The sequence below is a fragment of the Arthrobacter burdickii genome, assembly GCF_030433645.1.
In the GTDB taxonomy this organism is placed as follows: Bacteria; Actinomycetota; Actinomycetes; order Actinomycetales; family Micrococcaceae; genus Arthrobacter_D; species Arthrobacter_D burdickii.
Genome location: NZ_JAROCG010000001.1, coordinates 2195750 through 2221694 on the forward strand (window position 1 = coordinate 2195750; position 25945 = coordinate 2221694).

The following is a 25945-nucleotide window of genomic DNA, read 5'->3' on the forward strand; positions in this document are numbered from 1 at the left end:
CGGTCTCAGCGCCGCAGGAAGCGGTCCGCCGCCGTCTGCGTCATGACACGGGCGACGGTCTCCTGCTGGCGCTTCGACGCGTCGAGCAGCTGCTCCAGGACGGGGCGGTTGAGCACCGCGTCGCCCGTGGACGCCGAGGCATCGGCGGACAGCGCGAGGAGCGTGGACCAGAGTGCCTCCTTGCCCTTGAGCAGGGACTGGAGGGCCTCGAGTTCCAGTTGGGCGCCGGCGTTCGCCCTGCGCCTCATCGGGTTGAGCGGGTCCAGTTCCGCGACGACGGACAGGGCGCGTGCCATCGCCATCTTCAGCAGGCTCGGCCGGTGGCCGAGAGCCTTGATCAGCCGCTTGAGGAAGGCGCGCTCCTGGCCGATCTCGCGGCGGAGCCGGGCGAAATCCTCCTCGTAGGGAGTCCCGGCCCAGGAGACCCGCGCCGCACCGAAGAGGCGCACTCCGTTGGTCGCGCCGACGAGGTGCAGGTCGAGGTAGGGCAGCAGCGTCCCGAGGTCCAGCTGGCGTACCGGGATGCCGTTCGCGGCGCGGGTCATGGGGAAGTCCTTCCGTGATTCGTTCAGCTCTTCACCCTACGGGAGCGTGGTTCAGCAGCGGTAGCGTGATGGCGACGGCGGTGCCGACGCCGAGGCTCGACTCGATCGTGATAGTCCCGCGGTGCGCCTCGAAGGTCTTCTTCGCGATGGACAGGCCGAGCCCGACTCCCGGCAGGACCTGGTTCGCGTTGGCCGCCCGGTGGAAGGACTCGAACAGTCGGGGCAGGTCGTCCGGGGGGATGCCGATGCCGGTATCGCGCACGACGACGACCACGTGTCCCTCGTCGGGTTCATGCGTGAGTCCGACGAAGACCGTGCCGTCCTCCGGCGTGAACTTGATGGCGTTGGACAGCACGATGGCCAGGGCTGCGGAGAGCTGCTCGCGGTCGCCGGAGACCGTCACGGCGTGGTCCGGCAGCGCGGAGTCCAGCGTGATGCCGCCGGCCGAGGCCTGCAGCACGGCGCGGCCCGTCAGCTGCGAGACGAGGTGGACGAGATCGACGGGGCCGTGCTCGGATGCGTCCGTGTCCCGCGAGGAGACCGCCGAGATGTGCTCGATGAGCTCGCTCAGCTTCGCGGTGTTGCGCTCGACGGCCTGGAGCATGGTGCTGGCTTCCGGCGGCAGCTCGCCGCCGACGCCGTCGAGGATCATCTCGAGATACCCGGCGATCGATGCCAGCGGGGTCCTCAGCTCGTGGTTCACGGTCCCCACGAAGTCGCTCTTCGCCTGGTTGAGGGCGCTCAGTTTGCGGACGGCCTGCTGCTGCCGGGAGATGAGCTGCGCCTGGATCAGTCCGTGGGCGAGGTTGCCGAGGACATGCTGCGTCAGCGCGCTCTCCACGCCGGACCAGGCGAGCGGCGTCTCCTCGCTGATGATCCAGAGCAGGCCGAACGGGGTGTCCCCCTCACCGAGCGCTGCGACGACTCCGCTGACCGTGCTGCCGTTGCCCGCGCGGTCGCACAGCCACGCGGGAGCCTCGACGTCCCGCACTGCGGGGACGGCTACACCGGTGCTGAACCTCGCACTCGAGGACTCCTCCCAGAGCCTCAGCGCGAGGGCGAGGGAGGCGTCCTGGTGGACGCGCAGCGGGGCGGCGAGGGGCGGACGTCTGTCGCTGGTCCAGGTGCTGCTCCGGGCGGCGACGCGCTCGTCATCGAAGATCTGCAGCACGAGGTGGTGTGCGCCGAGCGCCCGTCCGACGGCCGGGAGGAACTGGTCCACCATCGCCGCCGGATCGTTCGTCGCCCGGATCCTGGCGGAGATCCGCCTCATCTCCTCGCGCAGGCGGGCCGAGGACGTCCTCTGCTGCTGGTGGCGCTGCTGCCGGGCGACCGCTGCGTGCGTGCGGTGCAGCAGTTCGGCGGGAGTGACCGGGCGGAAGACGACGTCCGCCACGTACGGTGTCACCGCGTCCGGCAGGGCGTGGGTACCGGCTTCGGGCAGCAGGAGGATCACGGGCAGGCGGGCGAGCTGGGGGTGCTCCGCGACGAGGTCGGCCAGCGACCCTGCGTAGGCGAGCGCCGTCTCCAGGTCCACGAGCAGCACATCCGGTCGCGCCGCGAGCACCTCGTCGAGCAGCGCCTCCGGCGTGGTGGCGGCCCTGGAGGGATAGCCGCCGGCGGCGAGGATACGCTGCAGCCCGGCGCAGTCCTCCGCGGACGGGGAAGCGACGACGGCAGATGCCTCACCGCGAACCCCTGCTCTTGCCTCCTGCGCCACGGCGTCCTCTCCGACCTCTGCTGCGTTCTCCCTAATATATGCCGCCCGGAGCGGGAACCGAGGACGCCGTGCGCTGGAGGGTCAGTCCATCGCGAGTCCGGCGACGGGCGAGAGTCGTGCTGCCCGGCGGGCGGGGAGCACGGAGGCCAGCAGCCCCGCGGCGACCGCCACGGCGAGGACCGCCCCGATCTGGCCGATCGGTACCGACGGGCTGACCGACGCGATCCCGCCCAGCGCCGACTGTGCTCCGAGCCAGCCGTAGAGGACGCCGAGGCCGGACCCCAGGAGCGCCGCGACTCCCGCGACGAGCACCGCCTCGACCGCCAGCATCCCGCGCAGCTGGACCCGCGTGAGGCCGAGGGCACGGAGGAGCGAGTTCTCCCGGCGCCGCTCCAGCACGGACAGGGACAGCGTGTTGGCGACCCCGATGAGTGCGATCAGGACGGCGACGGCGAGCAGCGCCGTCACGATCAGCAGCAGTACATCGATGATCTGGCTGTAGGCCGCACGCTCCACCGCTGCTCCGGTGACCTGGTACTCGGAGACCCCGGTGGCTGCGACGATCCGCGACTGGATGTCCGCCACCGTCCCGGCGTCCCGTGCGTCATCGAGCCCGAGCCAGAACGTCGTGCCGACGTAGCTGGCCAGGGACCCCTGCACCTCCGCCGGGTCCGGGATCCCACCGGCTCCCACGTAGGCGGCCAGGGCGCCGTCCGGGGTGCCGCCGAGCGACTCCGCGGTCGCGGGGGTGATGAGCGGCAGGAAGAAGGTGGCATCGGTGGGGGTGACGGGAAGGGTCGAGGGGCCATTCGCGGCCTCCACGATCACTTCGCCCTGGTTCCAGTCCTGGGGCGCCAGGACCATCCCGTCGGTCAGTGCGACTCCCTGCGCCCTGAGCACGTCGGCGATCGCTGCCGGATCGGCGGCATAGACGAGGGACCCGCCCTCCTCAGCGCTCGTGAGCAGGACCGGGGTCAGTTCGACGACGGTCCGGACGCCGTCGACCTGCAGCAGCGTGGCCGCGTCCACGCGCGTACCGGGCGCCCCGGCTGCAGTCCCGAGCCCCGAGACCTCGAGGTCGACGGCGTAGTTCTCGTCCAGCTCGCGGTCGAAGGACGTCCGGGCGGTCTGCGCGCCGACCATCATCATGGTGACGAGGGTGACGCCGACCATCAGCGCCGCCGACGAGGCGGTGGTGCGCGCCGGATTGCGGACGGCGTTGACGGACGCGAGGGTGCCGGGGACCCCGAGCGGGCGGGCCATCCTCCCGACGGCGGCCACGCTCACCGGGACGAAGAAGGGGGCGAGGAGGAGGATGCCGAGGAAGGACACCGCGCCGCCTGCCACGGCCGGCAGGATCGCGACCGACACGGCGCCGAGCAGGAGGAGCGCAGCCCCGCCGCACACCGCCACGAGGCCGATGAGGAGGCGGACGCGGCCGCTCGCGCTCCCGGTGGTCGGCGGCTCCGACGGACGGAGCGCGGCCAGGGGCGCGACCCGGGTAGCTGCCCGCGCGGGCACGAGCGCCGCGAGCAGGGTCATCAGGACTCCGACACCGACGCCGATCACTGCGGCCGACGGCGGAACGGCCAGGACGGCGAAGGACCCGAAGCCCGTCCGGCGGGCGAGCCCCACGAGGGCGGCCATGACTCCGACGGCGAGCAGGACGCCGAGCACCGATGACACCAGTCCCACGACGGCGCCCTCGGCCAGCACCGAGGCCCGGACCTGACGCCGCTCGGCGCCGATGCAGCGCAACAGGGCCAGTTCACGCGTACGCTGCGCCACCAGGACCGAGAACGTGTTCGAGATGACGAGTCCGGCGACGAGGACGGCCACGGCTGCGAAGGCGAGGAGGATCCCCGTGAGCGCGTCACCGCCGTCCGAGAGGGCCGCGACATCCGTGACGGTCTGTTCGGCGGCGGTCCTCACCACCAGCTCCGAGGCCCCATCGGTGCGCGACGCGGCAAGGGAAGCGGTGACGGCCGAGGCGACCGCCGCCGGGTCGGCGACGGGCGACAGCGCGAGCTGGATGTTGCGGTAGGTCGTCCCACCCTCATTCACCTCGTGCACCACGGAGGAAGGGGCGAGGACCTGAGCCGCCCCGGAGAGCATGGGATCGGCACTCGGCGCGGTGAGCCCGGTGACGGTGAGTGCATGGACCGGGGAGGTGGGAGCGGCTCCGGAGTCGACGGCGAGGGTGTCCCCGGGGACGACGCCCAGGCGCACGGCTGATGCCTCGTCCAGCGCCACGTCGCCCGGTCCCGAAGGATAGGAGCCCTTCGTCACCCTCGTGGTCTCGAGCCGGTCCGGTGCCACCGCGGTGAGGACGGCGAGCGCGGTGGCAGACCCCGTCGTGACGCGGGTGTAGGCGCGCTCGAGCCCGTGGACGACGTCCACGCCGGGGACCGATGCGAGCTCCCCGGCGATCTCGGCGGGCACCTCCGGGCCCTCCTGCCCCGTCACCACGAGGTCGGCCTTGGCGTAGGAGGCGCCGATGCTCTCGCCGAGACTGGCCCTCGTGGTCGCACCGACCATGAGCGTCGCGGAGAGGAAGGCCACGCCGAGCATCACGGCGAGGCCGACGGCGAGGAAGCGCCGTGCATGGACACGGACCTGCGCGAGGGCTACCTGCAGCACGCTATGCCCCCAGCTTCGCGAGTGCACCGAGGATGGCCTCGGGTGTGGACTGCTCGAGTTCGCCGACGAGCGCACCGTCCTCGAGGAGGACCACCCGGTCGGCGTAGGAGGCCGCGACCGGGTCGTGGGTGACCATGATGATGCTCTGGCCCATCTCGCGGCAACTCCGCCGCAGGAGGGACAGCACCTCCGCACCCGTGGTCGAGTCGAGATTGCCCGTGGGCTCGTCGCCGAAGATCACGTCCGGCCTCGTCAGGAGGGCGCGGGCGACGGCGACCCTCTGCTGCTGTCCGCCGGAGAGCTCGTGGGGGCGGTGGGACAACCGGTCGGTCAGTCCCAGGGAGGACGAGATCTGCTGCAGCCAGTCGGTGTCCACGCTGCCACCGGCGAGGGCCACCGGCAGGGTGATGTTCTGCTCCGCCGTCAGGGTCGGCACGAGATTGAAGGCCTGGAACACGAACCCGACGCGCTCGCGGCGCAGTCGGGTCAGTGCGGTATCGGGCAGCCCGGTGATGTCGGTCCCGCCGATCCAGAGCCGTCCGGCATCGATGCTGTCGAGGCCGGCGAGGCAGTGCATGAGTGTCGATTTGCCGGAGCCGGACGGACCCATGATGGCTGTGAAACGTCCCCGGTCGAAGTCGAGTGAGACGTCGCGGAGGGCGTGGACGGCGGTCTCGCCGCGCCCGTAGCTCTTGGAGACGCCCCTGGCGGAGACAGCGGCTGTCGGAGCGGGGGAGCCGTCCGCGGGGATCGCCGTCGGGACGGCTGGATGCATGGAAGTAGACATGCCTCCACGCTATGGACCCTCTGGTCCCGACGGATCGGCGCCAGGTCCGGGGTTGTGGCGCAGCTCGTCATACCGGGGGATGAGCTGCGAGGGCGGGGGACTACGACCGGCCGCCGGTATCGTCCGGCGGCACGGGAGGCACCCTCCCGTCCGGTGCGGTGTCAGGGGCGGACGATCCCCGTCTCGTAGGCCATGACCACGGCCTGGACGCGGTCCCGTGCCTCGAGCTTTGCGAGGATGTGGCTCACGTGCGTCTTCACCGTGGCCTCGGAGAGGAACAGCTTCAGGGCGATCTCCGGATTCGAGAGCCCCTGGGCGATGAGTTCGAACACCTCGCGCTCGCGGGCCGTCAGCCGCGCCACCGCGGCGGCATGCGCGTCCTGGGTGGCCGAGGGCCGGCGCAGGAGCGGCGCCACGTGGTCGAGCAGCCGGCGCGTGGTGGACGGCGCGATGACGGCGTCCCCCCGATGGACGGTCCGGACCGCCTCGAGCAGTTCCTCGGGTGGGGCGTCCTTGAGCAGGAAGCCACTCGCCCCGGCGTGGATGGCGGACAGGGCGTACTCGTCGAGGTCGAAGGTCGTCAGGACCACGATGCGCGGTCCTGCATCCCCGCCGGACGTGGCGGGCGCGCGGCCCGCGTAATCGGCGAGGATACGGTGCGTGGCCTCGATGCCGTCCATGCCCGGCATGCGCACATCCATCAGGACGACGTCGGCCCGCGTGGTCGCGAGGGCCCTCACCGCTTCCTCGCCGTTCGCGGCCTCGGCGACCACCTCGAGGTCGGGCTGCGAATTGATCAGCATGGCGAAACCGCTCCGCACCAGGTGCTGGTCGTCCACGATCGCGATGCGGATCGGAGGCGGGGCGTCGACGGCCGACGGGATGCCGGTCGGGGCGGTGCTGCTGACGGTGCTGTCCACGGTTGTGTCGCTCTCCTGTGCTGTCCTAGATGTGCCGCTGAGCGGTACACCCACCCTAGGCCTGCGTGTACGGGATGAACGCCTCCACGCGGTAGCCGCCCCCGGAGCGCGGCGCGGCCGAGACCGTGCCGTCGTACAGCCGGACCCGTTCGGTCATGCCGATGATGCCCTGGCCCGCGCCCGCCGTGGCAGGATCCGGAGCGGCCCCGCGCCCGTCGTCGTCCACCGTGATGGTGAGTCCCCGCGGGCCGTATTCGAGCGACACCTCCGTGGACGTGGCCGATCCCGCGTGCTTGAGCACGTTCGTGAGCGACTCCTGCACCACGCGGTACGCCGTGAGTTCCGCTCCGAGCGGCAGGTGCCTGCGCGGCGTGCCGACGCGGCGGCAGTCGATCCGCACACCGGATCTGCGGACCGACTGGACGAGGGAGTCGATGTCGTCGAGCGTGGGGAGCGGTCGGGTTGACGCGCTCTCGTCACCGCGGAGGACGCCGAGCAGCCGCCGCATCTCGCGCAGCGATCCCCGCCCGGTGTCGGCGATGGTACCCAGCGTCCGCACGGCGAGTTCGGGCGCCTGTGCGCTCGCATACCGCGCGCCGTCGGCCTGCGTGATGATTACCGACAGGGAATGCGCCACGATGTCGTGCATCTCCCGGGCGATATGGCTGCGCTCGTCCGCCGCGGCGAGGTCGCGCTCCTGCTGCCGCTCGACCTCCAGCCGCCGGTTCCGGTCCTCGAGTGCACGGTAGGTGAGCCGCCGCGACCGGGCGAGGTCGCCCATGGTCCAGGCGAGAAGCGCGAGGGACTCCACGAAGAACAGCAGGATCAGGAACAGGGGCACCGTGGTCAGTACGGGGTTGCCTCCGCTCACACCCAGCATGTCGCCGTACCGCACAAGCCCGATCGCGGCCCCCGCGATGGCGAGACCGAGGCCTCCGAGGCTCGCCCACCGGGGGCCGAAGGCGGCCAGGGTGTAGATCGTGATGAGGATGACGAACTGGGCCGGAACCGGTTGGATGCCGGTGATGAGCTGCAGCACGGAGACGCCCGCGACGGCCATGGCCGAGGGCACCACGCGCGAACGACGCCATGCGAGGGGGAGCACCAGGGCCACGGACACGACGACGGTCGGGCCGGTCCCCTCCACGCGGCTCGCCGCGAACGGCAGGACGAGGAGGACGAAGATCCCCAGCGCGAGCCATGCATCGATCGTCCCGGGGTGCGCGCGGACCCAGCGCGCCAGCCGCAGGTGGATGTCCATGGGGACCAACTCTAGGTGGGCCCCCGCCGTCGCACATCCAACCAGGGGTGGAGCCGTCTCACCCTGCGGACGGATTGTTGCCCGTGCTGCTGCTTTCCTACGCTGGAACCATGACTGATGCCCCGCACCGTATCGACCTCGCCGTCATCCCCGGAGACGGAATCGGCCCGGAAGTGACCGCGGAGGCGGTCAAGGTGCTGCGTGCGGCGGTCGGCGACGACGTCGAGCTCTCGCTCACCGACTACGAACTGGGGGCGGAGCACTGGCTGGCCACGGGGGAGACCCTGCCCGACGCGACCCTGGAGCAGCTGCGGCGCCACGACGCGATCCTCTTCGGTGCCGTCGGGGCCGCCCCCGGTGACACCCGCATCCCCTCAGGGCTGATCGAGCGGGAGTTTTTGCTGAAGCTCCGCTTCTCGCTGGACCACTTCGTGAACCTGCGGCCCTCGAAGCTGTACCCCGGCGTGGCCAGTCCGCTGGCGGATCCCGGCGTCATCGACTTCGTCGTCGTGCGGGAGGGAACGGAGGGGCCGTACACCGGCAACGGGGGAACGCTGCGCGGTGGGACGCCGCACGAGGTGGCCACGGAGGTCTCCCTCAACACCGCTCATGGCGTGGAGCGGGTGGTGCGCGACGCCTTCGCGCGCGCGTCGGGGCGCCGGAAGAAGCTGACACTCGTGCACAAGCACAACGTCCTCGTCTACGCGGGACACCTGTGGAAGCGCACCGTCGAGGCCGTCGCCGCCGAGTTCCCCGACGTGCACCACGACTACCTGCACGTGGACGCCGCGATGATCTTCCTCGTCACCGACCCCTCGCGCTTCGACGTCATCGTCACGGACAACCTGTTCGGTGACATCGTCACGGACCTGGCGGCAGCGGTCTCGGGCGGGATCGGCCTCGCGGCCTCCGCGAACCTCAACATGGACCGCACCGCCCCCTCGATGTTCGAGCCGGTGCACGGGTCGGCCCCGGACATCGCCGGCCAGCAGGTCGCGGACCCGACGGCCGCGATCCTGTCCGGAGCGCTTCTGCTCCGCCACCTCGGCCTCGATGCCCACGCCCAGCGGATCGAGCAGGCCGTCGAGCAGGACATCGCATCGCGTTCCGGTGCCCGCAGGACCTCGGCCATCGGCGATGCTATTGCCGCTGCCGTGTCCTAAGGTGGTTACACATTATTAACCCAGTGCCGGAGCACTGACCACCGACGGGCGACGACGGCCATGCCGCGTGTAGTCCGTTCCAGCGCGGAGGAACCATGACAGCCACCGATACCCAGTTCGCCCAGCACCTGTCGACGCAGCGGAAGTCGGCCGAGGAGCGGGAGGCGGTGCTGGCGAACCCGGGCTTCGGCAACTTCTTCACCGACCACACGGCTGTCGTCGACTTCAGCGTCGACGCATCCGGCGTCGGCGGCTGGCACGATGCGCGGCTCGAACCCTACGGGCCCATCGCACTGGATCCGGCAGCCGCCGTCCTGCACTACGGCCAGGAGATCTTCGAGGGCATGAAGGCCTACCGGCACGCCGACGGTTCCGTGTGGACCTTCCGGGCCGACGCGAATGCGGCCCGCCTGAACCGCTCCGCAGCCCGCCTCGCCCTGCCCCAGCTGCCCGAGGAACTGTTCCTCGAGTCCCTGCGCCAGCTCGTCTCGGCCGACTCCGACTGGATCCCCTCCGGCGACGGGGAGAGCCTCTACCTTCGGCCCTTCATGATCGCCACCGAGGCGTTCCTCGGCGTCCGGCCCGCCCGCGAGGTCTCCTACCGGGTGATCGCATCGCCCGCGGGCAACTACTTCGGCGGCGAGGTGAAGCCCGTGGACATCTGGGTCTCCCGCAACTACGCCCGCGCGGGACGCGGTGGTACCGGAGCTGCGAAGGCGGGCGGCAACTACGCTTCATCGCTCGCCGCGCAGCTCGAGGCCGAAGCGCACGGCTGCAAGCAGGTGCTGTTCCTCGACCAGTTCAACGACAACGCGGTCGAGGAACTCGGCGGCATGAACGTCTTCTTCGTGTTCCGCGACGGTTCCCTCGTCACTCCTGCACTCTCCGGCACCATCCTCGAGGGCGTCACCCGGTCCTCGATCATCCAGCTCGGCAGGGACCGGGGGCTCCAGGTGAGCGAACGCAAGATCACGCTGGACGAATGGCGCGACGGCGTCGCCAGCGGCGATATCGCCGAGGTCTTCGCCTGCGGTACGGCCGCTGTCATCACGCCCATCGGCCAGCTGCGTGACGGCGACGAGTTCATCGGCTCGGCGGGTGCACCGGCCGGCGAGGTGACCATGTCGATCCGGAGCCAGCTGCTGGGGATCCAGACCGGCGTCGTGGAGGACACGCACGGCTGGCTGACGCGCCTGGTCTGATACCGATCGCTGTGGACGGCGTCTGGCGGTTCCGTAAGGGCTCCGACAGGCGCCGTTCGCATCGGCCCTAGTTGCCCGGCCGGTCAGCGGGAGGGCGCGATCTCCGAACCGTCGATGCCCTCACCGGCACGGAGGTAACGCGTGGTTGCGAGAAGTGCTGATGCGTCGTCGGCGGGCAGGGGTCGGCTGAAGTAGTACCCCTGGCCGCTGGCGCAGCCGAGCGCCCGCAACTGGTCCGCCTGCTCCCGCGTCTCGATGCCCTCGAAGACCGCTTCGAGTCCGGCCGCCCGGATGAGCTGCAGGATCGCCGCGACGAACTCGAGCTGGCCGGTCCTCGTGTTCAGCTCGACCAGGAGGGAGCGGTCCACCTTGACCATGCTGACAGGCAGTTCGCGGAGGTAGCTGATGGAGGAATAGCCCGTTCCGAAGTCGTCGATCTCGATGCCGACCCCGAGCTGCTGCAGGCTCAGCAGCGAGTACATCTCCACCTCACCCCGCGTCACGATCGCCGTTTCGGTGATCTCGATCACGAGGCTGTGCGCCGGCAGATGCAGTGCCCGGAGCAGGGACCGGACGTGGTCGACGAGGTCGAGCTGCTTGAGTTCGACGGCGGACAGATTGACCCTCAGCTGGAAGTCGTCGTCGAGCGCGAAGTCCTTCCGCCACTCTGCGAGCTGCCTCAGCGAGTTGGACATGACCCAGCGGTCCAGGTCGTGGATGACCCCGATCTCCTCGGCCAACGGGATGAAGGTGTCCGGGGGAATCAGTCCGCGCAGGGGGTGCTGCCACCGTACGAGGACCTCGACGCCCAGGATCCGGTTCGTGGCCAGCTCCACCACCGGCTGGTAATGGAGGATCAACTCATCGGAACTGATGGCGCCGCGCAACTCGGCGGCCATCTGGCTCCGCAGCTGCCGCGAGTAGAGCATCACCGGTTCGAAGATCTTGATGATGCTGCGCCCCTCGCGCTTCGCCGCGTACATGGCCGTGTCCGCATCCAGCAGGAGGTCGTCGGCCGTCTGGCCGGGAGCGCCCAGGCGGACACCGATGCTCGCCTTCGCGGTGACGTGGAGCGAATCCAGCTGGATCTGTTCGCCCAGGACTTCGAGGGCGCGGCGCGCTACCTGTGTGGCGACTTCCTTTGAGGCGGCAGGAAGTAGGATCGCGAACTCGTCGCCGCCGAGGCGCGCCACGAGGTCGCTCTCGCGTACGACGCTGTTGAGCCGAGCGGCGACTTCCTGGAGGACGCGATCGCCGGCATCGTGGCCGAAGCGGTCGTTCACGTTCTTGAAGCTGTCCAGGTCGAGGAGCAGAAGGGCCGGAGGCGCTGCGCCGTTCGCGGCCTGGCCGAGTGCTTCCTCGATCCCCTCCATCAGCGCGACGCGGTTGGCGAGGCCGGTCAGGGCGTCGGACATCGCCATCTTCATCATGTCCAGGTGTGCCTGGCGAAGCATGGCGGTACGGCTCTCGACGCGCTTCTCGAACTGCTCGTAGACCTGCTCGAGTTCCTCGGCGAGCAGGTTCACGCCGGTGATGACGGCGTCCACCTCGTCCCTCGCGGTCGAGGGTTCGATGCGGCTGCTCAGTTCTCCTCGGGAGAGCCGGACGATGCTCTCGACCAGCATCGCGAGCCGGGGGTCCTTGTTGTCAGCGCTCATCGGTCCAAGCGTACGTTCCAGAGGAAGGTCGCGCCGCACGACGACCGGCGGGAACCGGTTCGGCTGCTTTGCTGGAACAGGGCTGCGTGCTGCGGACGATGACCGTCGTCATGGCGCTACCCCCGAGTTGTCCCCGCCGAACAAGGAATGGAGCGCATCGGCCTCTGCCGTCGCGCAGGTCCTGCAGCAGGCGGCGCGATCATGCTTCCGCACTACCTGACGGGGGCAAGATTAGCATTCCTCGCCCCGGATCCTGCGGACCCTCCGGGTCCGTCCGCACTGCGCTGCCCCTGGGGTCGGTGCTGGCATGAATCCGGGCATGAAGAAGCCCCGGCCAGGGTGGGAGTAATGGGGGAAAACGCCCGGCCCGACCGGGGCCCGCTGATGACTCTATGCCAGATCCATCCGCTGGCGCACCCCGATGCAAACATACGTTCTACGGGTTTTTCGCTTGACTTCCCCCAGCTGGTCAGGGCGTGGAACCGATCCGGCTCCTCCGCGCCAGCACCGCACCGTTCACTGGCCCTGAATGCTCACGATCAGTGCCCGCGCACTGGAGGCGCGGTCCTCGGCTCCGGACTGCAGGAACAGATCCTCGCTCAGCTCGAGATCCGCAATGGCATCGGCAGCGCTTCCACGGCCCGACTGCGCCTGACCTAGAAGGAAGTGCGCCTGAGCGGCCACGTGTGATGCCAGGAGGTGCTTGCGGGCGGTGATCTCGGCGAGGTTTTCGACGGCGGCTTCGAACTGCCCTGTGAGAACGAGCCACTGCGCTCGAATCAATTTCAATTCGAGGCGGTCGCGTTCGGTGCCGCCGACGATGGAGCTTGCGAGCTCCGCCCGCTCGATGCACTCGAGAGTCTCGGGCTCGATCACACCGGCCGCGAGGCGGAAATCCGCCGACCCCCGATTGAACCGGGCCCACAAGTCGAGGTCATTCGTCGGTGACAAGGTCTTCGCCGCAAGCTCGTGGTAAGAAACGCCCTCGGTGATGTTCTTGAGGAGGAAGGCCACGTTGCCGATCGCCCAGTAGGACTGACCCGAATAGGTGTTCTCCGGGTCTTTGTCGAGAAGGTCCGCAAGGATTCGGCACTCGCTCCATGCGCTCTCAAGTAGACCGCTTTCAGCCAAGACGGCGATGAGCGCGTTCTGAGCCTCTATGGCGATGGTGTTGTGAATCGGCTCGAGCAGTGCCTCGGATACGGCCCGACGTGCTGCTTCTACGGCTGTGGCGAGATCACCGGTGCCCTGCAAAGCGAAAGCCCGCAGGGTGAAGATTCGCGCTTGCAATGCCACCGACTGCTGAGTCAGGGGGTGGTTCGCCAGTTCATCCGCCACTTCCAACGACTCGTTCATCAGGTCCTGCTTGCGGAGGCACTCCGCCACCAGGAATGAGGCGTTCCACCAGCTCTCCTCTTCGTGGTTCGCCGACGACATCGCGGCCCATTGCTCGGCAAGCTTCTGCGCGGCCGCATAATTCCGCTGGTTCCATGCATCCCGGGCTTGGAATTCGAGCAGCATGCGTTCGCCAGGATCGTGCTGATGGGACATGCGTACCTACGACTTCCGGTTGACGGCTGACTCATACCATTCTCGGGTCCGAAGGCTCGGGGGACAATCCTGCGGAAATAGTACAAAATAACTTCGGGAAAAGTGTTACAGAAGTGACTGGTGTGGCTTACGATAAATAGTGAGCACCCCGTGGTAGTTAAGCGGGACTCCAACCACTGTCGATCAAGCCAAAGGACGTACACCATGAAGCGCTTCACCTCCGCCCTCCTGCTCGCAACCCTCCTCGTCAGCGGCGGCGCCGCAGCAGCGAACGCTGCTCCCGCCAAGGCCGGCTCCGATACCACTGTCTCCTCGACGGACCGTGTTGGTTCGTGGCCCTTCTAGGCAACTCGGCAGACACCTGACGTCTCATCAGGTATCTGAGCAATCCGGCTTGATCCGCAGCACTGATACCGCGGGCACCCTCGTCTCTGGGGAGGGAGTGCCCGCGGTATCTCTTTGAGCCCAGGTGCGAGTTAACCCCCTGGTGTGAGCAAAGCACATCCGGGCACGCTCCGCGGGCAACACCTCACGTTAGGCTGGCGCTATGCGAATTGCACGCTTTGTCGTAAATGATGACCCAACGTTCGGAGTCGTGGAGGGAGCCCCCGGCAGCGAGGAAGTCGCCGTCATCCAGGGCGATCCCTTCTACGCCGGCGTCCAGCTCACCGGCGTGCGCCACGCCCTGGAGGACGTCCGGCTCCTGGCCCCCGTCATACCACGCAGCAAGGTCGTGGGCGTCGGCCGGAACTATGCCGATCACATCCAGGAGATGGGCAGCGAGACTCCGGCCGCACCGCTGATGTTCCTCAAGCCGAACACCTCCGTCGTCGGTCCCGGCGACCCCGTCATGCTGCCCTCCTTCTCCGACCAGATCTCCTACGAGGCAGAACTGGCCGTCGTCATCGGGCGCATCTGCAAGGACGTCCCGCTGGAGCGCGTGGACGACGTGATCTTCGGCTATACCTGCGCCAACGACCTGACGGCGCGGGACGTCCAGAAGACCGACGACCAGTGGGCCCGCGCGAAGGGCTTCGACACCTCCTGCCCGATCGGGCCCTGGATCGAGACCGACCTCGACCCCGAGAACCTCAGCATCCGCGGCACACTGGATGGCGAACTCCGCCAGGACGGCTCCACGAGCGACATGATCTGGGGAGCACGCGAGCTGGTGGCCTACGTGTCGCAGGCCTTCACCCTGCTGCCGGGTGACATCATCCTCACCGGAACACCGGCCGGGGTCGGCATGATCACCGACGGCCAGCGGTACGACGTCGACATCGAAGGCATCGGACGCCTGTCCAACCCGGCACGCCGCTGACAGGCACGGCGGCGTCGGGCCGCTGGACGATGGCGCCCGACTGCGCCTCGGTGACCCGAAGGCGCCCGAAGGGTCTCGAAAGTGCTCGAAGGCGCCTGACGGCGCATCGGCGGCACCGAGTTCCGGGCTCTCGGCGCGGGTGCTGCACGAGGGCGGGCGCGGTGGTCGCACTTAGACTGGGACCATCATGACTACTGCCGCAGATATCCCCACCGTCACCGATGCCACACCCGTCCGGGTCCGATTCTGTCCGTCGCCGACGGGCACCCCGCATGTCGGGCTGATCCGCACGGCCCTGTTCAACTGGGCCTACGCACGCCACACCGGGGGGAAGCTCGTCTTCCGCATCGAGGACACCGACGCCGCCCGTGACAGCGAGGAGAGCTACCACCAGCTCCTGGAGGCCATGACCTGGCTGGGCATCGACTGGGACGAGGGCGTCGAGGTCGGGGGGCCGCACGCGCCCTACCGCCAGTCGCAGCGCGGCGAGTTGTACCAGGACGTGATCGGACGCCTCGTCCAGGCCGGCCACCTCTACGAGTCCTTCTCCACTCCCGAGGAGGTGGAGGAGCGCCACCGGGCAGCAGGACGCGACGTCAAGCTCGGCTACGACAACTACGACCGCACCCTGACCGAGGAGCAGAAGGAAGCCTTCCGGTCCTCCGGGCGGCCGGCAGTCCTGCGCCTGCGGATGCCGGACGAGGACATCACCTTCACCGACCTCGTCCGCGGCGAGATCACTTTCCGTGCCGGCAGCGTGCCCGACTTCGCCGTCGTGCGGGCCAACGGGGCGCCACTGTACACGCTCGTCAACCCCGTCGACGATGCCCTCATGGGAATCACGCACGTCCTCCGCGGGGAGGACCTGCTGTCCTCCACGCCTCGCCAGGTCGCGCTGTACCGGGCGCTGATCGACATCGGAGTCGCCCGCTACATGCCGCTGTTCGGCCACCTGCCGTACGTCATGGGCCAGGGCAACAAGAAGCTGTCCAAGCGGGATCCCGAGTCCAACCTGTTCCTGCACCGGGAGCGCGGCTTCATCCGCGAGGGACTCCTCAACTACCTGTCGCTGCTCGGCTGGAGCCTTTCGGCGGACGAGGACATCTTCTCGGTGGAGCAGCTCATCGAGAAGTTCGACGTGCGCGACGTCCTCGCCAACCCGGCGCGCTTCGACCTCAAAAAGGCCGAGGCGATCAACGGGACGCACGTGAGGTTGCTCGACCCGGCCGAGTTCCGCTCACGGCTCCTGCCCTACCTCGCCGCCGCCGGGCTCATCGGCGTCGACCCCACGGAGGAGGAGCTGCGGATCGTCGCGGAAGCGGCCCCGCTCATCCAGGAGCGCATCACCCTCCTCGGCGAGGCGCCGGAGATGCTGGGTTTCCTGTTCAAGGCCGACGACGCCATCGACATCGCCGACGACGCCCGCAAGGGCCTCCCCGACAACCTGGGTGAGGTCCTCGAGGCGACGCTGGAGGCCCTCGAGGGGGTCGGGTCGTGGGACGCGGAGTCCCTGCAGGGCGCTCTCCGGTCCGCGCTGGTGGACACGCTGGGGCTGAAGCCCCGCCTGGCGTTCGGGCCGGTGCGTACCGCCGTCTCGGGCCGCAGGATCTCACCGCCGCTCTTCGAGTCGATGGTGATCCTCGGGCGGGACTCCTCGCTCGCCCGGGTCCGTGCGCTCCGCGCCACGGTGGGCTGAGGCGTGCCGGTTCCGATGGCAGGGGCGGGGAAGGCGGCCGGGGGAAGCCCGGGCGTCGACGGCGTGCTGTTCGACATCGACGAGACGCTCGTCGACCTGGAGCAGGCCATGGGGCGGACGCTCCAGTCCATCCCGGATCCTGCGCTCGACCACCTCAGCGACGACGACTGGGTCCGGTACAAGGCCCTGTACACGGGGGACCCGCAGAGGCACTACGACCGCTTCCTCGCCGGCGAGCTCACCTTCGAGGAGCAGCGCGTGCACCGGGTCCGCCATGCACGGGCGGGCTTTACCCGTGAACCCTTCCTCGGCCACACGGCGGATGCTTGGGTCCGGGCGTACGAGCAGATGCTTCCCCTGCATTTCCGGGCGTACGACGACGTCGTGCCGCTGCTCGACGAACTCGACGCGCGGGGCATCCCCTACGGAGCCGTGAGCAACAACGTGCACGACTACCAGAGGGCCAAGCTGGATCGGGCGGGCCTGAACCGCATCGCCGTCCTCGTCGGCATCGACGCGGTCGGCGTCGCGAAGCCTGATCCCGCCATCTACCTGGAGGGCGCGAGGCTCATCGGCACGGCTCCCGCGCGCACCCTGTACGTGGGGGACAACCGCCTGATCGATGCCGTCGGGGCCCATGCGGCAGGACTCGTCGGCGTCTGGCTCGACCGCACGGGGATGCGCGGGGAACCCGTTACGGCACCGGCCCCGAATCCCTCGGGGGACCCGGTGGGACTGTCGGAAGGGGCGGGAAATCCGGAGGGACCCGGTTCCGCCGAGGACGCCCTCGAGGTGCCGCGCATCACCGATCTGGCGGCCGTTTTGCAGTTCCTGCCCTCTGTCCGGTAAAGTTGTTTCTCGGCGCGGAGCGGTTACGCGGTCGAGAATCCAGCACGATCGGGTCTTCGAAAAGTGCCATTGGGGTATGGTGTAATTGGCAACACACTGGTTTCTGGTACCAACATTCTAGGTTCGAGTCCTGGTACCCCAGCGCACTCCGGTCCTCACGGACAGGATGGCAAAAAGCAGTAAAAGCAAGTAGTAGGATGGAAAAGTACTGGCCCCATCGTATAGCGGCCTAGTACGCTGCCCTCTCACGGCGGTAACGCGGGTTCGAATCCCGCTGGGGTCACAGCAGCCTGAACAGGCGCTCGTCCGCAAGGACAACGGGAAATCCCGGACATCGGCCGATGTCCGGGATTTTCTGCGTTTCGGAAGGATATCGGAAGGGTAAGTCCGGGACGTGCTGGCGTGGAGCCCCGAACGCAGGGGGAGGGGCTGGCATGATGGAGCCATGAGCGCACCGTCGACCGCCAGCGAAGCCCGGGGGCTACCCCCGCTGTTGCGGGACGTGCGAGGCGCGCTCGAGAACCTCGCGTTCCCCCTGGCCCTGCCGAGCTCGGTTGATGCTAGGGAATCCGCGGCAGCTGCCCGTGCGCAGCTGAACGACTACATCCTTCCCAGGTTGGCCAGCCTCGACGCGCCTCTGATCGCCGTCGTCGGCGGTTCGACGGGTGCCGGAAAGTCCACCCTCGTGAACGCCCTCGTGGGGCGTCCCGTGTCCGGAACGGGCGCCGTCAGGCCCACCACGCGCCAGCCGCTCCTGCTCCACCACCCCGACGACGCAGGCTGGTTCGACGACGCCCGCGTGCTGCCGACGCTCAGCCGGGTCCGGCTGGCGGGGGACGACGGCGCGGAGGACGCTCCCGCACATCTCCCGGACCCCGTGACGACGCCGAACGCGTCCGGAGAGCGGGGGCACGCCTCCGGGGCGGACACCCTGCTCCTCCGGCCCACCCGGGCACTTCCGGCCGGCCTCGCACTGCTCGACGCCCCCGACGTCGATTCCATCGCGGACGAGAACCGCAAGCTCGCCGGACAGTTGCTGGCGGCAGCGGATCTCTGGATCTTCGTGACGACGGCCAACCGCTACGCCGACGCCGTGCCGTGGAAGCTGCTGGCCGAGGCCGGGCGGCGCGACGTCCTGGTAGCGGTCGTCCTTGATCGCGTCCCGCCCGGCGTGGAGGAGGAGATCAGGGGTGACCTCCTGAACCTGCTGTCCGCCGAGAACCTCGGACACGCTCCCATCTTCGTCGTCCCGGAACTTCCCCTCGGCCCCTCGCGCATGCTGCCCGCGGACGCGGTGGTGCCGATCGGCCGGTGGCTGCAGGCCCTTGCCGCCGACGCCGAGGGGCGCCGGGACATCGCGCGGCGGACCGTGCAGGGCGCCATGCGCGCGCTCGCAGGGCGCATCGATTCGATCGCCGAGGCGGCCACGCAGGAGCAGGCGGTCGGTGACGCACTGCGCAGCGCGGTCGACGGCGCCTACCGCGACGCGCTGACGGACGTCCTCGCCGCCACCGAGGACGGCAGGCTGCTGCGCGGCGAAGTGCTGGCCCGCTGGCAGGACTTCGTCGGCACGGGTGAATTCATGCGCGGCCTCGAGTCGAGGATCGGCTGGGCACGGGACCGGGTCAGCGCCTTCTTCACAGGCCGGCCCGCTCCTTCCGCGACGGTGGCGGACGCCATCGGGAGCGGCCTGCAGACCGTCATCGTGGAGCAGGCGGCGCGCGCGGACGAAGCGACCCGCAGGCGCTGGCGGGCAGAGCAGGCCGGCAGGGTGCTGCTCGAGGGGGTACCCCCCTGGCGTGCCGAGGACTTCTCCTCCAGCGTGGCCCGCGAGATCCGGGCCTGGCAGCAGGACCTCCTGCAGCTGGTCCAGGCCGAGGGGGCCGACAAACGGTTCACGGCGCGGATGCTCTCCTTCGGCGTCAACGGGGTCGCGGTGGCACTGATGGTGGTGGTGTTCGCCTCCACCGGTGGGCTGACCGGTGGTGAGATCGGCATCGCCGGCGCGTCGGCGATCGCGGGCCAGAAACTCCTGGAAGCGGTGTTCGGCGATGATGCCGTGCGGCGCCTCACGGCGATCGCGCGGAAGAACCTGTCGCAGCGGGTCGACGGCCTGTTCCGCCACGAGCGCGAGGACTTCGACCGCTGCCTGGAGCCGATGGCCCACCAGACACCGGCGGAGTCGCTACGCGTCCTGGCCCAGCATCTGCGCACGGCGGTTCCGACCGGACTGCCGGCAGCCGCGGAGGACGAGGCATGAGCCGAGACACCGGAGCGGCGGCGGACGCGCTGCTCGCGACCTCCCTCCTGGACGCTCTCGACCGTCTCCAGGAGGCGTACGACCTCGGGACGGACCGGCTGCCGCAGGACGAGCTCGAGCGCCTCCACGGCATGCTGGATCGCGCCGGCGCGCGGCGGTCCCTGTCCGCCGACCACACGGTCGTGGGTGTGTTCGGACCCACCGGCAGCGGGAAGTCCTCCCTCGTGAACGCCCTGAGCGGTACGGATGCCGCGCGGGTGGCCGCACGGCGTCCGACGACGTCGGAACCCCTCGCCCTGGTCTGGGGTCGACGGGGGAGCGATGAGCTGCTCGATTGGCTCGGGGTCAGCCAGCGTGTCCAACTGCCGGAGGGCGCCCCCCTCGTGACCGGATCCCCCGCCCTGGCATCGCAGGGAAGTACCGCTGCGCTCCGGTCCGCGGGCGCGGCCGTCCTCGTCCTCGACGGGCACGAGGCTCACGAGGGTCATGACCGGCACGAGGGGCACGAGGAGCAGGACGGGCGCGACGCACAGGGCGGGCGCGACGCGCAGGGCACCGGCGGGCCGACCGCCGGCCCGGCTCGGGATGCGTTGACGGGCCTCCGCGGTTTGTTCCGGCGGCGGCGCCGTCCCAAGGCTCCCGCCGTGCCCCAGGTCGCGGCAGCTGTGCGGACGGTCGCGGCGGACGACGCCCCCGGGCTGATCCTCCTCGACCTCCCCGACTTCGATTCGACCACGCTCGCCCATCGCGAGATCGTTCAGCGACTGGCCGGGCAGGTCGACGTCCTCCTCTGGGTGGTCGATCCGCAGAAGTACGCCGATGCGGCCCTCCACCACGGATTCCTGCGCGGGCTGGCGACCCACGAGGCTGTGACCGTCGTGGCACTCAACCAGGCGGACCGCCTGGGCCCCCAGGACCTCGAGGCCGTCACGTCGTCGCTGAGGGGCATCCTGGCCGGTGAGGGACTGTCCGACGTCGTCGTCCTTCCGGTGTCCGCACGCACCGGCGACGGTGTCACAGGGCTCGCCGACGCCATCCGGACCCTCGCCGAGAGCCGCGCAGCAGCCACTCGGAGGATGGCGGCGGACGCTGCGCTCGCGGCTGCGGACCTCCTCCCGTACGCCGGGGAGCAGCCGGTGGCCGGGCCGTCCGGGCAAGCGACGACGGCCCTGTCCGATGAACTGGGATCCGCGGCGGGAGTACCGGTGGTGGTCGACGCAGTGCGCAGTGCCTACCGCCGGGATGCGCACGCCGTGGCGGGCTGGCCGGTCACGCGCTGGCTGGCGGGGCTCCGCCCGGATCCGCTCCGCCGGCTGAACCTCCGGCGGCAGGATATCGCCCCCGACATGCGCCGGTCCTCGCTGCCGCAGGGCCAGCCGGCACAACGGGCGAAGGTGGACCACGCCCTGCGCGTCTTCGGGGATGCGTCGGCCGCTGGAGCCGTCGAGCCCTGGCACACCTCCATCCGGGACGCCGCGCGCGGTACGGCTGCCGACCTCACCGATGCCCTCGACTCGGCCGTCACCGGCACCGACCTCGAGACCGGCCGGCGGGCATGGTGGGGGATCTTCGGTCTCCTGCAGTGGGTCGCCTTCGCCGCGCTCGCGGGGGGACTGGCCTGGCTCGGCGTCCTGGCCGTTCTCGGATTCCTGCAGCTCCCCGCGATCGACGTCCCGCGGGTGGAGGGGTTCCCGCTTCCCACGCTCCTGATCCTCGGCGGCGTGGTGACCGGCATCCTGCTGGGGGTCATCGCGGCGCTGCTGGCGCGGTGGGGAGCGGCGCGCCGGGCGTCCCGGGTGCGACGGCGGCTCCTGGCCTCCTGTGCGCGGGTCGCCCAGGAGGTCGTCATGCGGCCCGTGGAGGACGAAGTGGAACGGTGCAACAGCTTCCGCACCGCGGTCCTGGCGGCGCTTCGGCGCCCCTGAACTCCGGCCGGCGGGCGAGCTGCCCGCGCCGTCGTCAGGAGTCCCGGACCGCCGCGCGGGCGATCGCGTTGTGGCCCGAGCAGATCCAGTCCACGGTTCCCGAGCCGATGCGCTCCGCGAGCACCCCGACGGAACGCGACGCGACCTGCGTGTCGTTGTTCAGCACGGCGTAGAAGGTCCGGACGCGTCCGTCCTTGGAGACCCGGGCGGCGTCCCCGCTGAACAGCACGCTACGCCACTGGTACGCGTAGTGGCCGGGAGTGTGGCCCGGGGTGGGGAGATACTCCAGCCCCGGGAAGATCTCGCCGGAGCCGCTCAGCTCCCGGGCGCCGTCGGGGAACGGGACGCGGGCCACCCTCTGCAGCACCTTCCGGAAGAGCGTCTTCGGCTTCGTGCGGCCGCGGAGGACATCGGCGTCCTCGCCCCCGATCCACACCGTCGCACCGAGGACCTCCTGGAGCCGCCGCGCCGCCTGTGCGTGGTCGGCGTCGTAGTGCGTGAGGACGATGTCGGTGACCGGGCCCGTTGTCGCCTCGTTGGCGCGGAGTTCGGCGATGACGCCGTCGAAACCGGAGGACATGCCCGGGTCGATCACCGCGGTGCGTCCGGCGCCCGAGACCACGAAGCCGTGCGAGCCCTTCTGCTGCTCGAGTTCGTAGCAATCATCGGCGATGAGGCGCATGGCTGTCCTTGGGCTGATCCGGGGAAGAGGTTGGTCGAACACTACCAACGCGACAGCGCTGCCGACAGCACTGCCGACAGAGCCTCCGACAGTGCTGCCGGGTTCCCGGGCCTCCGGGATCAGGCGAGGAGGCGCACGACCTTGTCCACCGTGTTGACGTTCCGCGTGGTGGACGTCGCCGCGTAGCGTGCCTTCGCGAGCAGCTTCGCGAGCGGGACCTCGGTGGACTGCCCCTTGGGGGAGAACCACCCGATGGCGCTTCCGCCCGCCAGCACCTCGGGCCGTTCGGCGAGTGCATCGGCGTCGGCGAGGAAGGCCTCGAGGTCCGCGGGAGCCTTGAACAGGGTGACGTAGGTGTGCACGTCGTCCGCACCCGCCGGGGGCTGGGGAACCGACGCGGCAATCGCGACGAGTTCGGCCCGGCCGACGACGATGACCCACGCAAGGTAGCCGAAGCGGCGCCGCAGTGCTTCCTCCACGCACTCGGTGAGCTCGGCAGCGCCGAGCCGGGACGAGCACGTGACGTTGCCGCTGGCGAGCACCGTGGCCACATCGGTGACCGGAAGGGTGGCGAGCTCCTCGCGGAGCTCCGCCATCCGGACCGTGATCCCGCCGACGTTCACTCCACGCAGGAAGATGGCGTACCGCTGGGTGGCGTCGGGGCCGGCGTCGGGATCGGCTGTGGACCCGGTGCCGGTGCGGGCGGGCATCACTCCGCCTTGCCGACGGCGAGGGTCAGCTGGCGGGCGGCGTCGGACACCACCTCCGCATGGATCCGCCCCGGTTGGCGGGTGAGGCGTTCCATCGGTCCGGAGATCGAGACGGCGGCGATCACGCGCCCCGAAGGACCGCGTACAGGAGCCGATACCGAGGCCACCCCCGCCTCCCGCTCGCCGAGGCTCTGGGCCCAGCCCCGCCGCCGGACGCCGGCGAGGACGGTGGGCGTGAAGCGCGCGCTCTGCAGTCCCTTGAGCAGGCGGTCGTGGTCTTCCCATGCGAGGAGGCACTGCGCGGCGGACCCCGCCTTCATGGAGAGCTGCGTCCCGACCGGAATGGTGTCCCGCAGTCCGACGGGACGCTCGGCGGAGGCGACGCAGACGCGCCAGTCGCCCTGGCGGCGGAAGAGCTGGGCGCTCTCTCCGGTGGCGTCGCGCAGGCTGAGGAGCACGGGGCCCGCCGCCGCGATCAGACGGTCCTCGCCGGCGGCGGAGGCGAGCTCCACGATCCTGCTGCCCAGGACGAAGCGCCCCTGGATGTCCCGGCCGACCAGGCGGTGGTGCGCCAGGGCGAGGGCCAGACGGTGGACGGTGGGCCGGGCGAGGCCCGTCGACGCGACGAGCTGCGCCAGGGTGGTGGGTCCGGCCTCGAGGGCGTCGAGTACGAGGGCGGCCTTGTCGATGACTCCGACGCCGCTAGAATTGTCCATAGGATGATATTGCCGTCTCATTATCTGAGACGCAAGCTATGCGGCTGGCACTCGCCGCACAGCACTGGTTGAGTTGTAGGACCATCAGTCCCGGCAGCGGCCGCCCCACCGGGTCCCGGCCCGCCGGACAGAAAAGGATGATCGTCATGGGCAAGACACTGGCAGAGAAGGTCTGGGACGCGCACGTGGTCCGCAAGGGCGACGTCGTCGGCGCGGAGGCGCAACCCGACCTCCTCTACATCGACCTGCACCTGATCCACGAGGTGACCTCCCCGCAGGCCTTCGAGGGTCTTCGCCTGGCCAACCGGCCCCTCCGGCGTCCTGACCTCACGATCGCGACCGAGGACCACAACACGCCGACGATCGACATCGACAAGCCGATCGCCGACCTGACCAGCCGCACGCAGATCGAGACACTGCGTGCCAACTGCAGGGAGTTCGGCGTCCGCCTGCACTCGCTCGGCGACGCTGAACAGGGCATCGTCCACGTGGTCGGCCCCCAGCTCGGCCTGACGCAGCCGGGACTGACCGTCGTCTGCGGCGACTCCCACACCTCTACGCACGGCGCGTTCGGAGCGCTCGCCATGGGCATCGGCACGTCCGAGGTGGAGCACGTCATGGCGACGCAGACCCTCTCCCTGAAGCCGTTCCGGACCATGGGCATCACGGTGGAGGGGACGCTGAAGCCCGGCGTCACGTCGAAGGACATCATCCTCGCCGTCATCGCCAAGATCGGGACCGGCGGGGGACAGGGATACGTCCTCGAGTACCGCGGGTCGGCCATCCGCTCGCTGTCGATGGAAGCCCGCATGACCATCTGCAACATGTCCATCGAGGCAGGAGCGCGTGCCGGCATGGTCGCGCCCGACGACACCACCTTCGAGTACCTGAAGGGCCGGCCGCACGCGCCCCAGGGCGCCGACTGGGACGCCGCCGTCGCCGACTGGCGCGAGCTGCGCACCGACGACGACGCCGTGTTTGATGCCGAGGTCTTCCTCGACGCGGACGAGCTCGAGCCCTTCGTGACCTGGGGTACCAACCCCGGGCAGGGCGTCTCCCTCTCGCAGGCCGTCCCCTCGCCCGACGACTTCGCGGACGAGAACGACAAGGCCGCATGCAACCGGGCGCTGGACTACATGGCGCTCGAGCCGGGTACCCCCATGAAGGACATCCGGGTGGACACCGTCTTCCTCGGTTCCTGCACCAACAGCCGCATCGAGGACCTGCGCATCGCCGCGGACATCATCCGGGGCAGGGAGAAGGATCCCGCGATCCGCATGATGGTCGTCCCCGGATCGGCCCGCGTGCGCCTGCAGGCCGAGGCCGAGGGCCTGGACCGCGTGTTCAAGGACTTCGGTGCGGAGTGGCGGTTCGCCGGCTGCTCCATGTGCCTCGGCATGAACCCGGACCAGCTGGCACCGGGGGAGCGCTGCGCCTCGACCTCGAACCGCAACTTCGAGGGACGGCAGGGCAAGGGCGGACGCACGCACCTCGTCTCGCCCGTGGTCGCTGCCGCGACAGCCGTCCGTGGCACCCTCAGCTCGCCGTCGGACCTGGCGCCCCTTCTCCTCGGCACCGGCGCCCATGCCGCCGAGCCCACGATCCCAGCAGCCTAGGAGAACGCCATGGAGAAGATCACCACCCACACCGGCATCGGCGTCCCCCTGCGCCAGAGCAACATCGACACGGACCAGATCATCCCGGCCGTCTATTTGAAGCGGATCACGCGGACGGGCTTCGAGGACGCGCTCTTCGCCGGATGGCGGAAGGAAGAGGACTTCATCCTCAACCGCGAGCCCTACTCCCGCGGCTCGGTCCTCGTCGCGGGGCCGGACTTCGGGACCGGCTCGTCCCGGGAACACGCCGTCTGGGCACTGAAGGACTACGGCTTCAAGGCCGTCCTGTCCTCGCGCTTCGCCGACATCTTCCGCGGCAATTCCGGCAAACAGGGGCTCGTCGCCGCCCAGGTGGCGCAGGACGACATCGAGCTCATCTGGAAGATCCTCGAGAACGAGCCGGGCACCACGGTCACGGTGGACCTCGAGTCGCGGACGGTGCAGTGCGGTCCGGTCAGCGCCCCCTTCCAGATCGACGACTACACGCGCTGGCGCCTGCTCGAGGGACTGGACGACATCGGCCTGACGCTGCGGCAGGAAGAGCACATCACGGCCTTCGAGGCGAGCCGCCCGTCCTACAAGCCGACCACGCTACCCGTCCGCACCTGAGGCGGTACCCGCACCGTGGCGCCGCATGGGCGCCGCAGCCCGTGACAGTAATGCATGTCACGGGCTCCGAGGGCGCCTGCGAGGAATGGCGGCGCATCCGGACGGGTTGCTAAC

Annotated in this window: 21 protein-coding genes and 2 tRNA genes; 12 read left to right on the forward strand and 11 right to left on the reverse strand. The window is 69.8% G+C overall.

Annotation, left to right across the window (positions count from 1 at the left end; genetic code table 11):
- Nucleotides 1–5: 5 nt before the first annotated feature.
- The 6 genes from P5G52_RS10200 to P5G52_RS10225 all read right to left on the reverse strand — a co-directional run bounded on the left by P5G52_RS10200 (nucleotide 6) and on the right by P5G52_RS10225 (nucleotide 7873).
- The gene (locus P5G52_RS10200; RefSeq protein ID WP_301227050.1) at nucleotides 6–545 is read right to left on the reverse strand and encodes a hypothetical protein; all 540 of its coding nucleotides are present in this window, start codon (nucleotides 543–545) and stop codon (nucleotides 6–8) included.
- Between the two features lie 31 nt (nucleotides 546–576).
- Nucleotides 577–2265, reverse strand: a complete 1689-nt coding sequence (locus P5G52_RS10205; RefSeq protein ID WP_301227052.1) for a sensor histidine kinase — start codon at nucleotides 2263–2265, stop codon at nucleotides 577–579.
- Nucleotides 2266–2346: 81 nt separating this feature from the next.
- Complete coding sequence (locus tag P5G52_RS10210) at nucleotides 2347–4905, reverse strand: ABC transporter permease (protein WP_301227053.1); 2559 nt, start codon at nucleotides 4903–4905, stop codon at nucleotides 2347–2349.
- 1 nt (nucleotide 4906) lies between these two features.
- A complete protein-coding gene (locus P5G52_RS10215) occupies nucleotides 4907–5692 on the reverse strand; it encodes an ABC transporter ATP-binding protein (protein ID WP_301227055.1) in 786 nt (261 codons plus the stop codon).
- Nucleotides 5693–5853: 161 nt separating this feature from the next.
- On the reverse strand, nucleotides 5854–6540 hold the full coding sequence (locus tag P5G52_RS10220; RefSeq protein WP_301228760.1) for a response regulator: 687 nt from the start codon (nucleotides 6538–6540) through the stop codon (nucleotides 5854–5856).
- A gap of 127 nt (nucleotides 6541–6667) precedes the next feature.
- The gene (locus tag P5G52_RS10225) at nucleotides 6668–7873 is read right to left on the reverse strand and encodes a sensor histidine kinase (protein WP_301227057.1); all 1206 of its coding nucleotides are present in this window, start codon (nucleotides 7871–7873) and stop codon (nucleotides 6668–6670) included.
- 110 nt (nucleotides 7874–7983) lie between these two features.
- On the opposite strand from P5G52_RS10225, the gene P5G52_RS10230 reads away from it, so the two are divergent.
- Nucleotides 7984–9036 (forward strand): 3-isopropylmalate dehydrogenase, encoded by a 1053-nt coding sequence (locus P5G52_RS10230; protein ID WP_301227059.1) that lies wholly within the window; start codon nucleotides 7984–7986, stop codon nucleotides 9034–9036.
- A gap of 95 nt (nucleotides 9037–9131) precedes the next feature.
- The gene (locus P5G52_RS10235) at nucleotides 9132–10238 is read left to right on the forward strand and encodes a branched-chain amino acid aminotransferase (RefSeq protein ID WP_301227061.1); all 1107 of its coding nucleotides are present in this window, start codon (nucleotides 9132–9134) and stop codon (nucleotides 10236–10238) included.
- A gap of 83 nt (nucleotides 10239–10321) precedes the next feature.
- On the opposite strand, the gene P5G52_RS10240 is transcribed toward P5G52_RS10235, so the two are convergent.
- Together P5G52_RS10240 and P5G52_RS10245 are read right to left on the reverse strand one after the other, a co-directional pair.
- The gene (locus P5G52_RS10240) at nucleotides 10322–11896 is read right to left on the reverse strand and encodes a putative bifunctional diguanylate cyclase/phosphodiesterase (RefSeq protein ID WP_301227063.1); all 1575 of its coding nucleotides are present in this window, start codon (nucleotides 11894–11896) and stop codon (nucleotides 10322–10324) included.
- A 516-nt stretch (nucleotides 11897–12412) separates the two neighbouring features.
- Nucleotides 12413–13447, reverse strand: coding sequence for a hypothetical protein (locus P5G52_RS10245; protein ID WP_301227064.1), 1035 nt, complete (start codon nucleotides 13445–13447; stop codon nucleotides 12413–12415).
- Between the two features lie 204 nt (nucleotides 13448–13651).
- Here P5G52_RS10245 and P5G52_RS10250 point away from each other — a divergent pair, with 204 nt between their 5' ends.
- From P5G52_RS10250 to P5G52_RS10285, 8 genes are all read left to right on the forward strand, one after another.
- Nucleotides 13652–13792, forward strand: coding sequence for a hypothetical protein (locus tag P5G52_RS10250; RefSeq protein WP_301227066.1), 141 nt, complete (start codon nucleotides 13652–13654; stop codon nucleotides 13790–13792).
- A gap of 202 nt (nucleotides 13793–13994) precedes the next feature.
- Nucleotides 13995–14768 (forward strand): fumarylacetoacetate hydrolase family protein, encoded by a 774-nt coding sequence (locus tag P5G52_RS10255; protein WP_301227068.1) that lies wholly within the window; start codon nucleotides 13995–13997, stop codon nucleotides 14766–14768.
- Between the two features lie 187 nt (nucleotides 14769–14955).
- Complete coding sequence (gene gltX / locus P5G52_RS10260) at nucleotides 14956–16464, forward strand: glutamate--tRNA ligase (protein WP_301227070.1); 1509 nt, start codon at nucleotides 14956–14958, stop codon at nucleotides 16462–16464.
- A 15-nt stretch (nucleotides 16465–16479) separates the two neighbouring features.
- Entirely contained in the window at nucleotides 16480–17313 is an 834-nt protein-coding gene (locus P5G52_RS10265) for an HAD family hydrolase (protein WP_301227072.1), read from the forward strand.
- A gap of 70 nt (nucleotides 17314–17383) precedes the next feature.
- Nucleotides 17384–17455: transfer RNA gene (locus P5G52_RS10270), tRNA-Gln, on the forward strand.
- Between the two features lie 68 nt (nucleotides 17456–17523).
- Nucleotides 17524–17596, forward strand: a tRNA-Glu gene (locus P5G52_RS10275).
- 162 nt (nucleotides 17597–17758) lie between these two features.
- Nucleotides 17759–19573 (forward strand): dynamin family protein, encoded by a 1815-nt coding sequence (locus P5G52_RS10280; protein WP_301227074.1) that lies wholly within the window; start codon nucleotides 17759–17761, stop codon nucleotides 19571–19573.
- Nucleotides 19570–21498, forward strand: a complete 1929-nt coding sequence (locus P5G52_RS10285; protein ID WP_301227076.1) for a dynamin family protein — start codon at nucleotides 19570–19572, stop codon at nucleotides 21496–21498. The genes P5G52_RS10280 and P5G52_RS10285 overlap by 4 nt, the downstream gene beginning before the upstream one ends.
- Before the next feature lie 34 nt (nucleotides 21499–21532).
- Here the strand turns inward: P5G52_RS10285 and P5G52_RS10290 are convergent, their stop codons facing one another.
- The 3 genes from P5G52_RS10290 to P5G52_RS10300 form a co-directional block, all read right to left on the reverse strand.
- The gene (locus tag P5G52_RS10290) at nucleotides 21533–22180 is read right to left on the reverse strand and encodes an MBL fold metallo-hydrolase (protein WP_301227078.1); all 648 of its coding nucleotides are present in this window, start codon (nucleotides 22178–22180) and stop codon (nucleotides 21533–21535) included.
- 119 nt (nucleotides 22181–22299) lie between these two features.
- The gene (locus P5G52_RS10295) at nucleotides 22300–22890 is read right to left on the reverse strand and encodes a DUF1697 domain-containing protein (RefSeq protein ID WP_301227079.1); all 591 of its coding nucleotides are present in this window, start codon (nucleotides 22888–22890) and stop codon (nucleotides 22300–22302) included.
- Nucleotides 22890–23606, reverse strand: coding sequence for an IclR family transcriptional regulator (locus P5G52_RS10300; RefSeq protein WP_301227081.1), 717 nt, complete (start codon nucleotides 23604–23606; stop codon nucleotides 22890–22892). Before P5G52_RS10300 ends, P5G52_RS10295 begins: the two co-directional genes overlap by 1 nt.
- 146 nt (nucleotides 23607–23752) lie before the next feature.
- Between P5G52_RS10300 and leuC the strand changes: the two genes are divergently transcribed.
- Nucleotides 23753–25222, forward strand: coding sequence for a 3-isopropylmalate dehydratase large subunit (leuC, locus tag P5G52_RS10305; protein ID WP_301227083.1), 1470 nt, complete (start codon nucleotides 23753–23755; stop codon nucleotides 25220–25222).
- A gap of 9 nt (nucleotides 25223–25231) precedes the next feature.
- Complete coding sequence (leuD, locus tag P5G52_RS10310) at nucleotides 25232–25831, forward strand: 3-isopropylmalate dehydratase small subunit (RefSeq protein ID WP_301227085.1); 600 nt, start codon at nucleotides 25232–25234, stop codon at nucleotides 25829–25831.
- The last annotated feature ends 114 nt before the right edge of the window (nucleotides 25832–25945 follow it).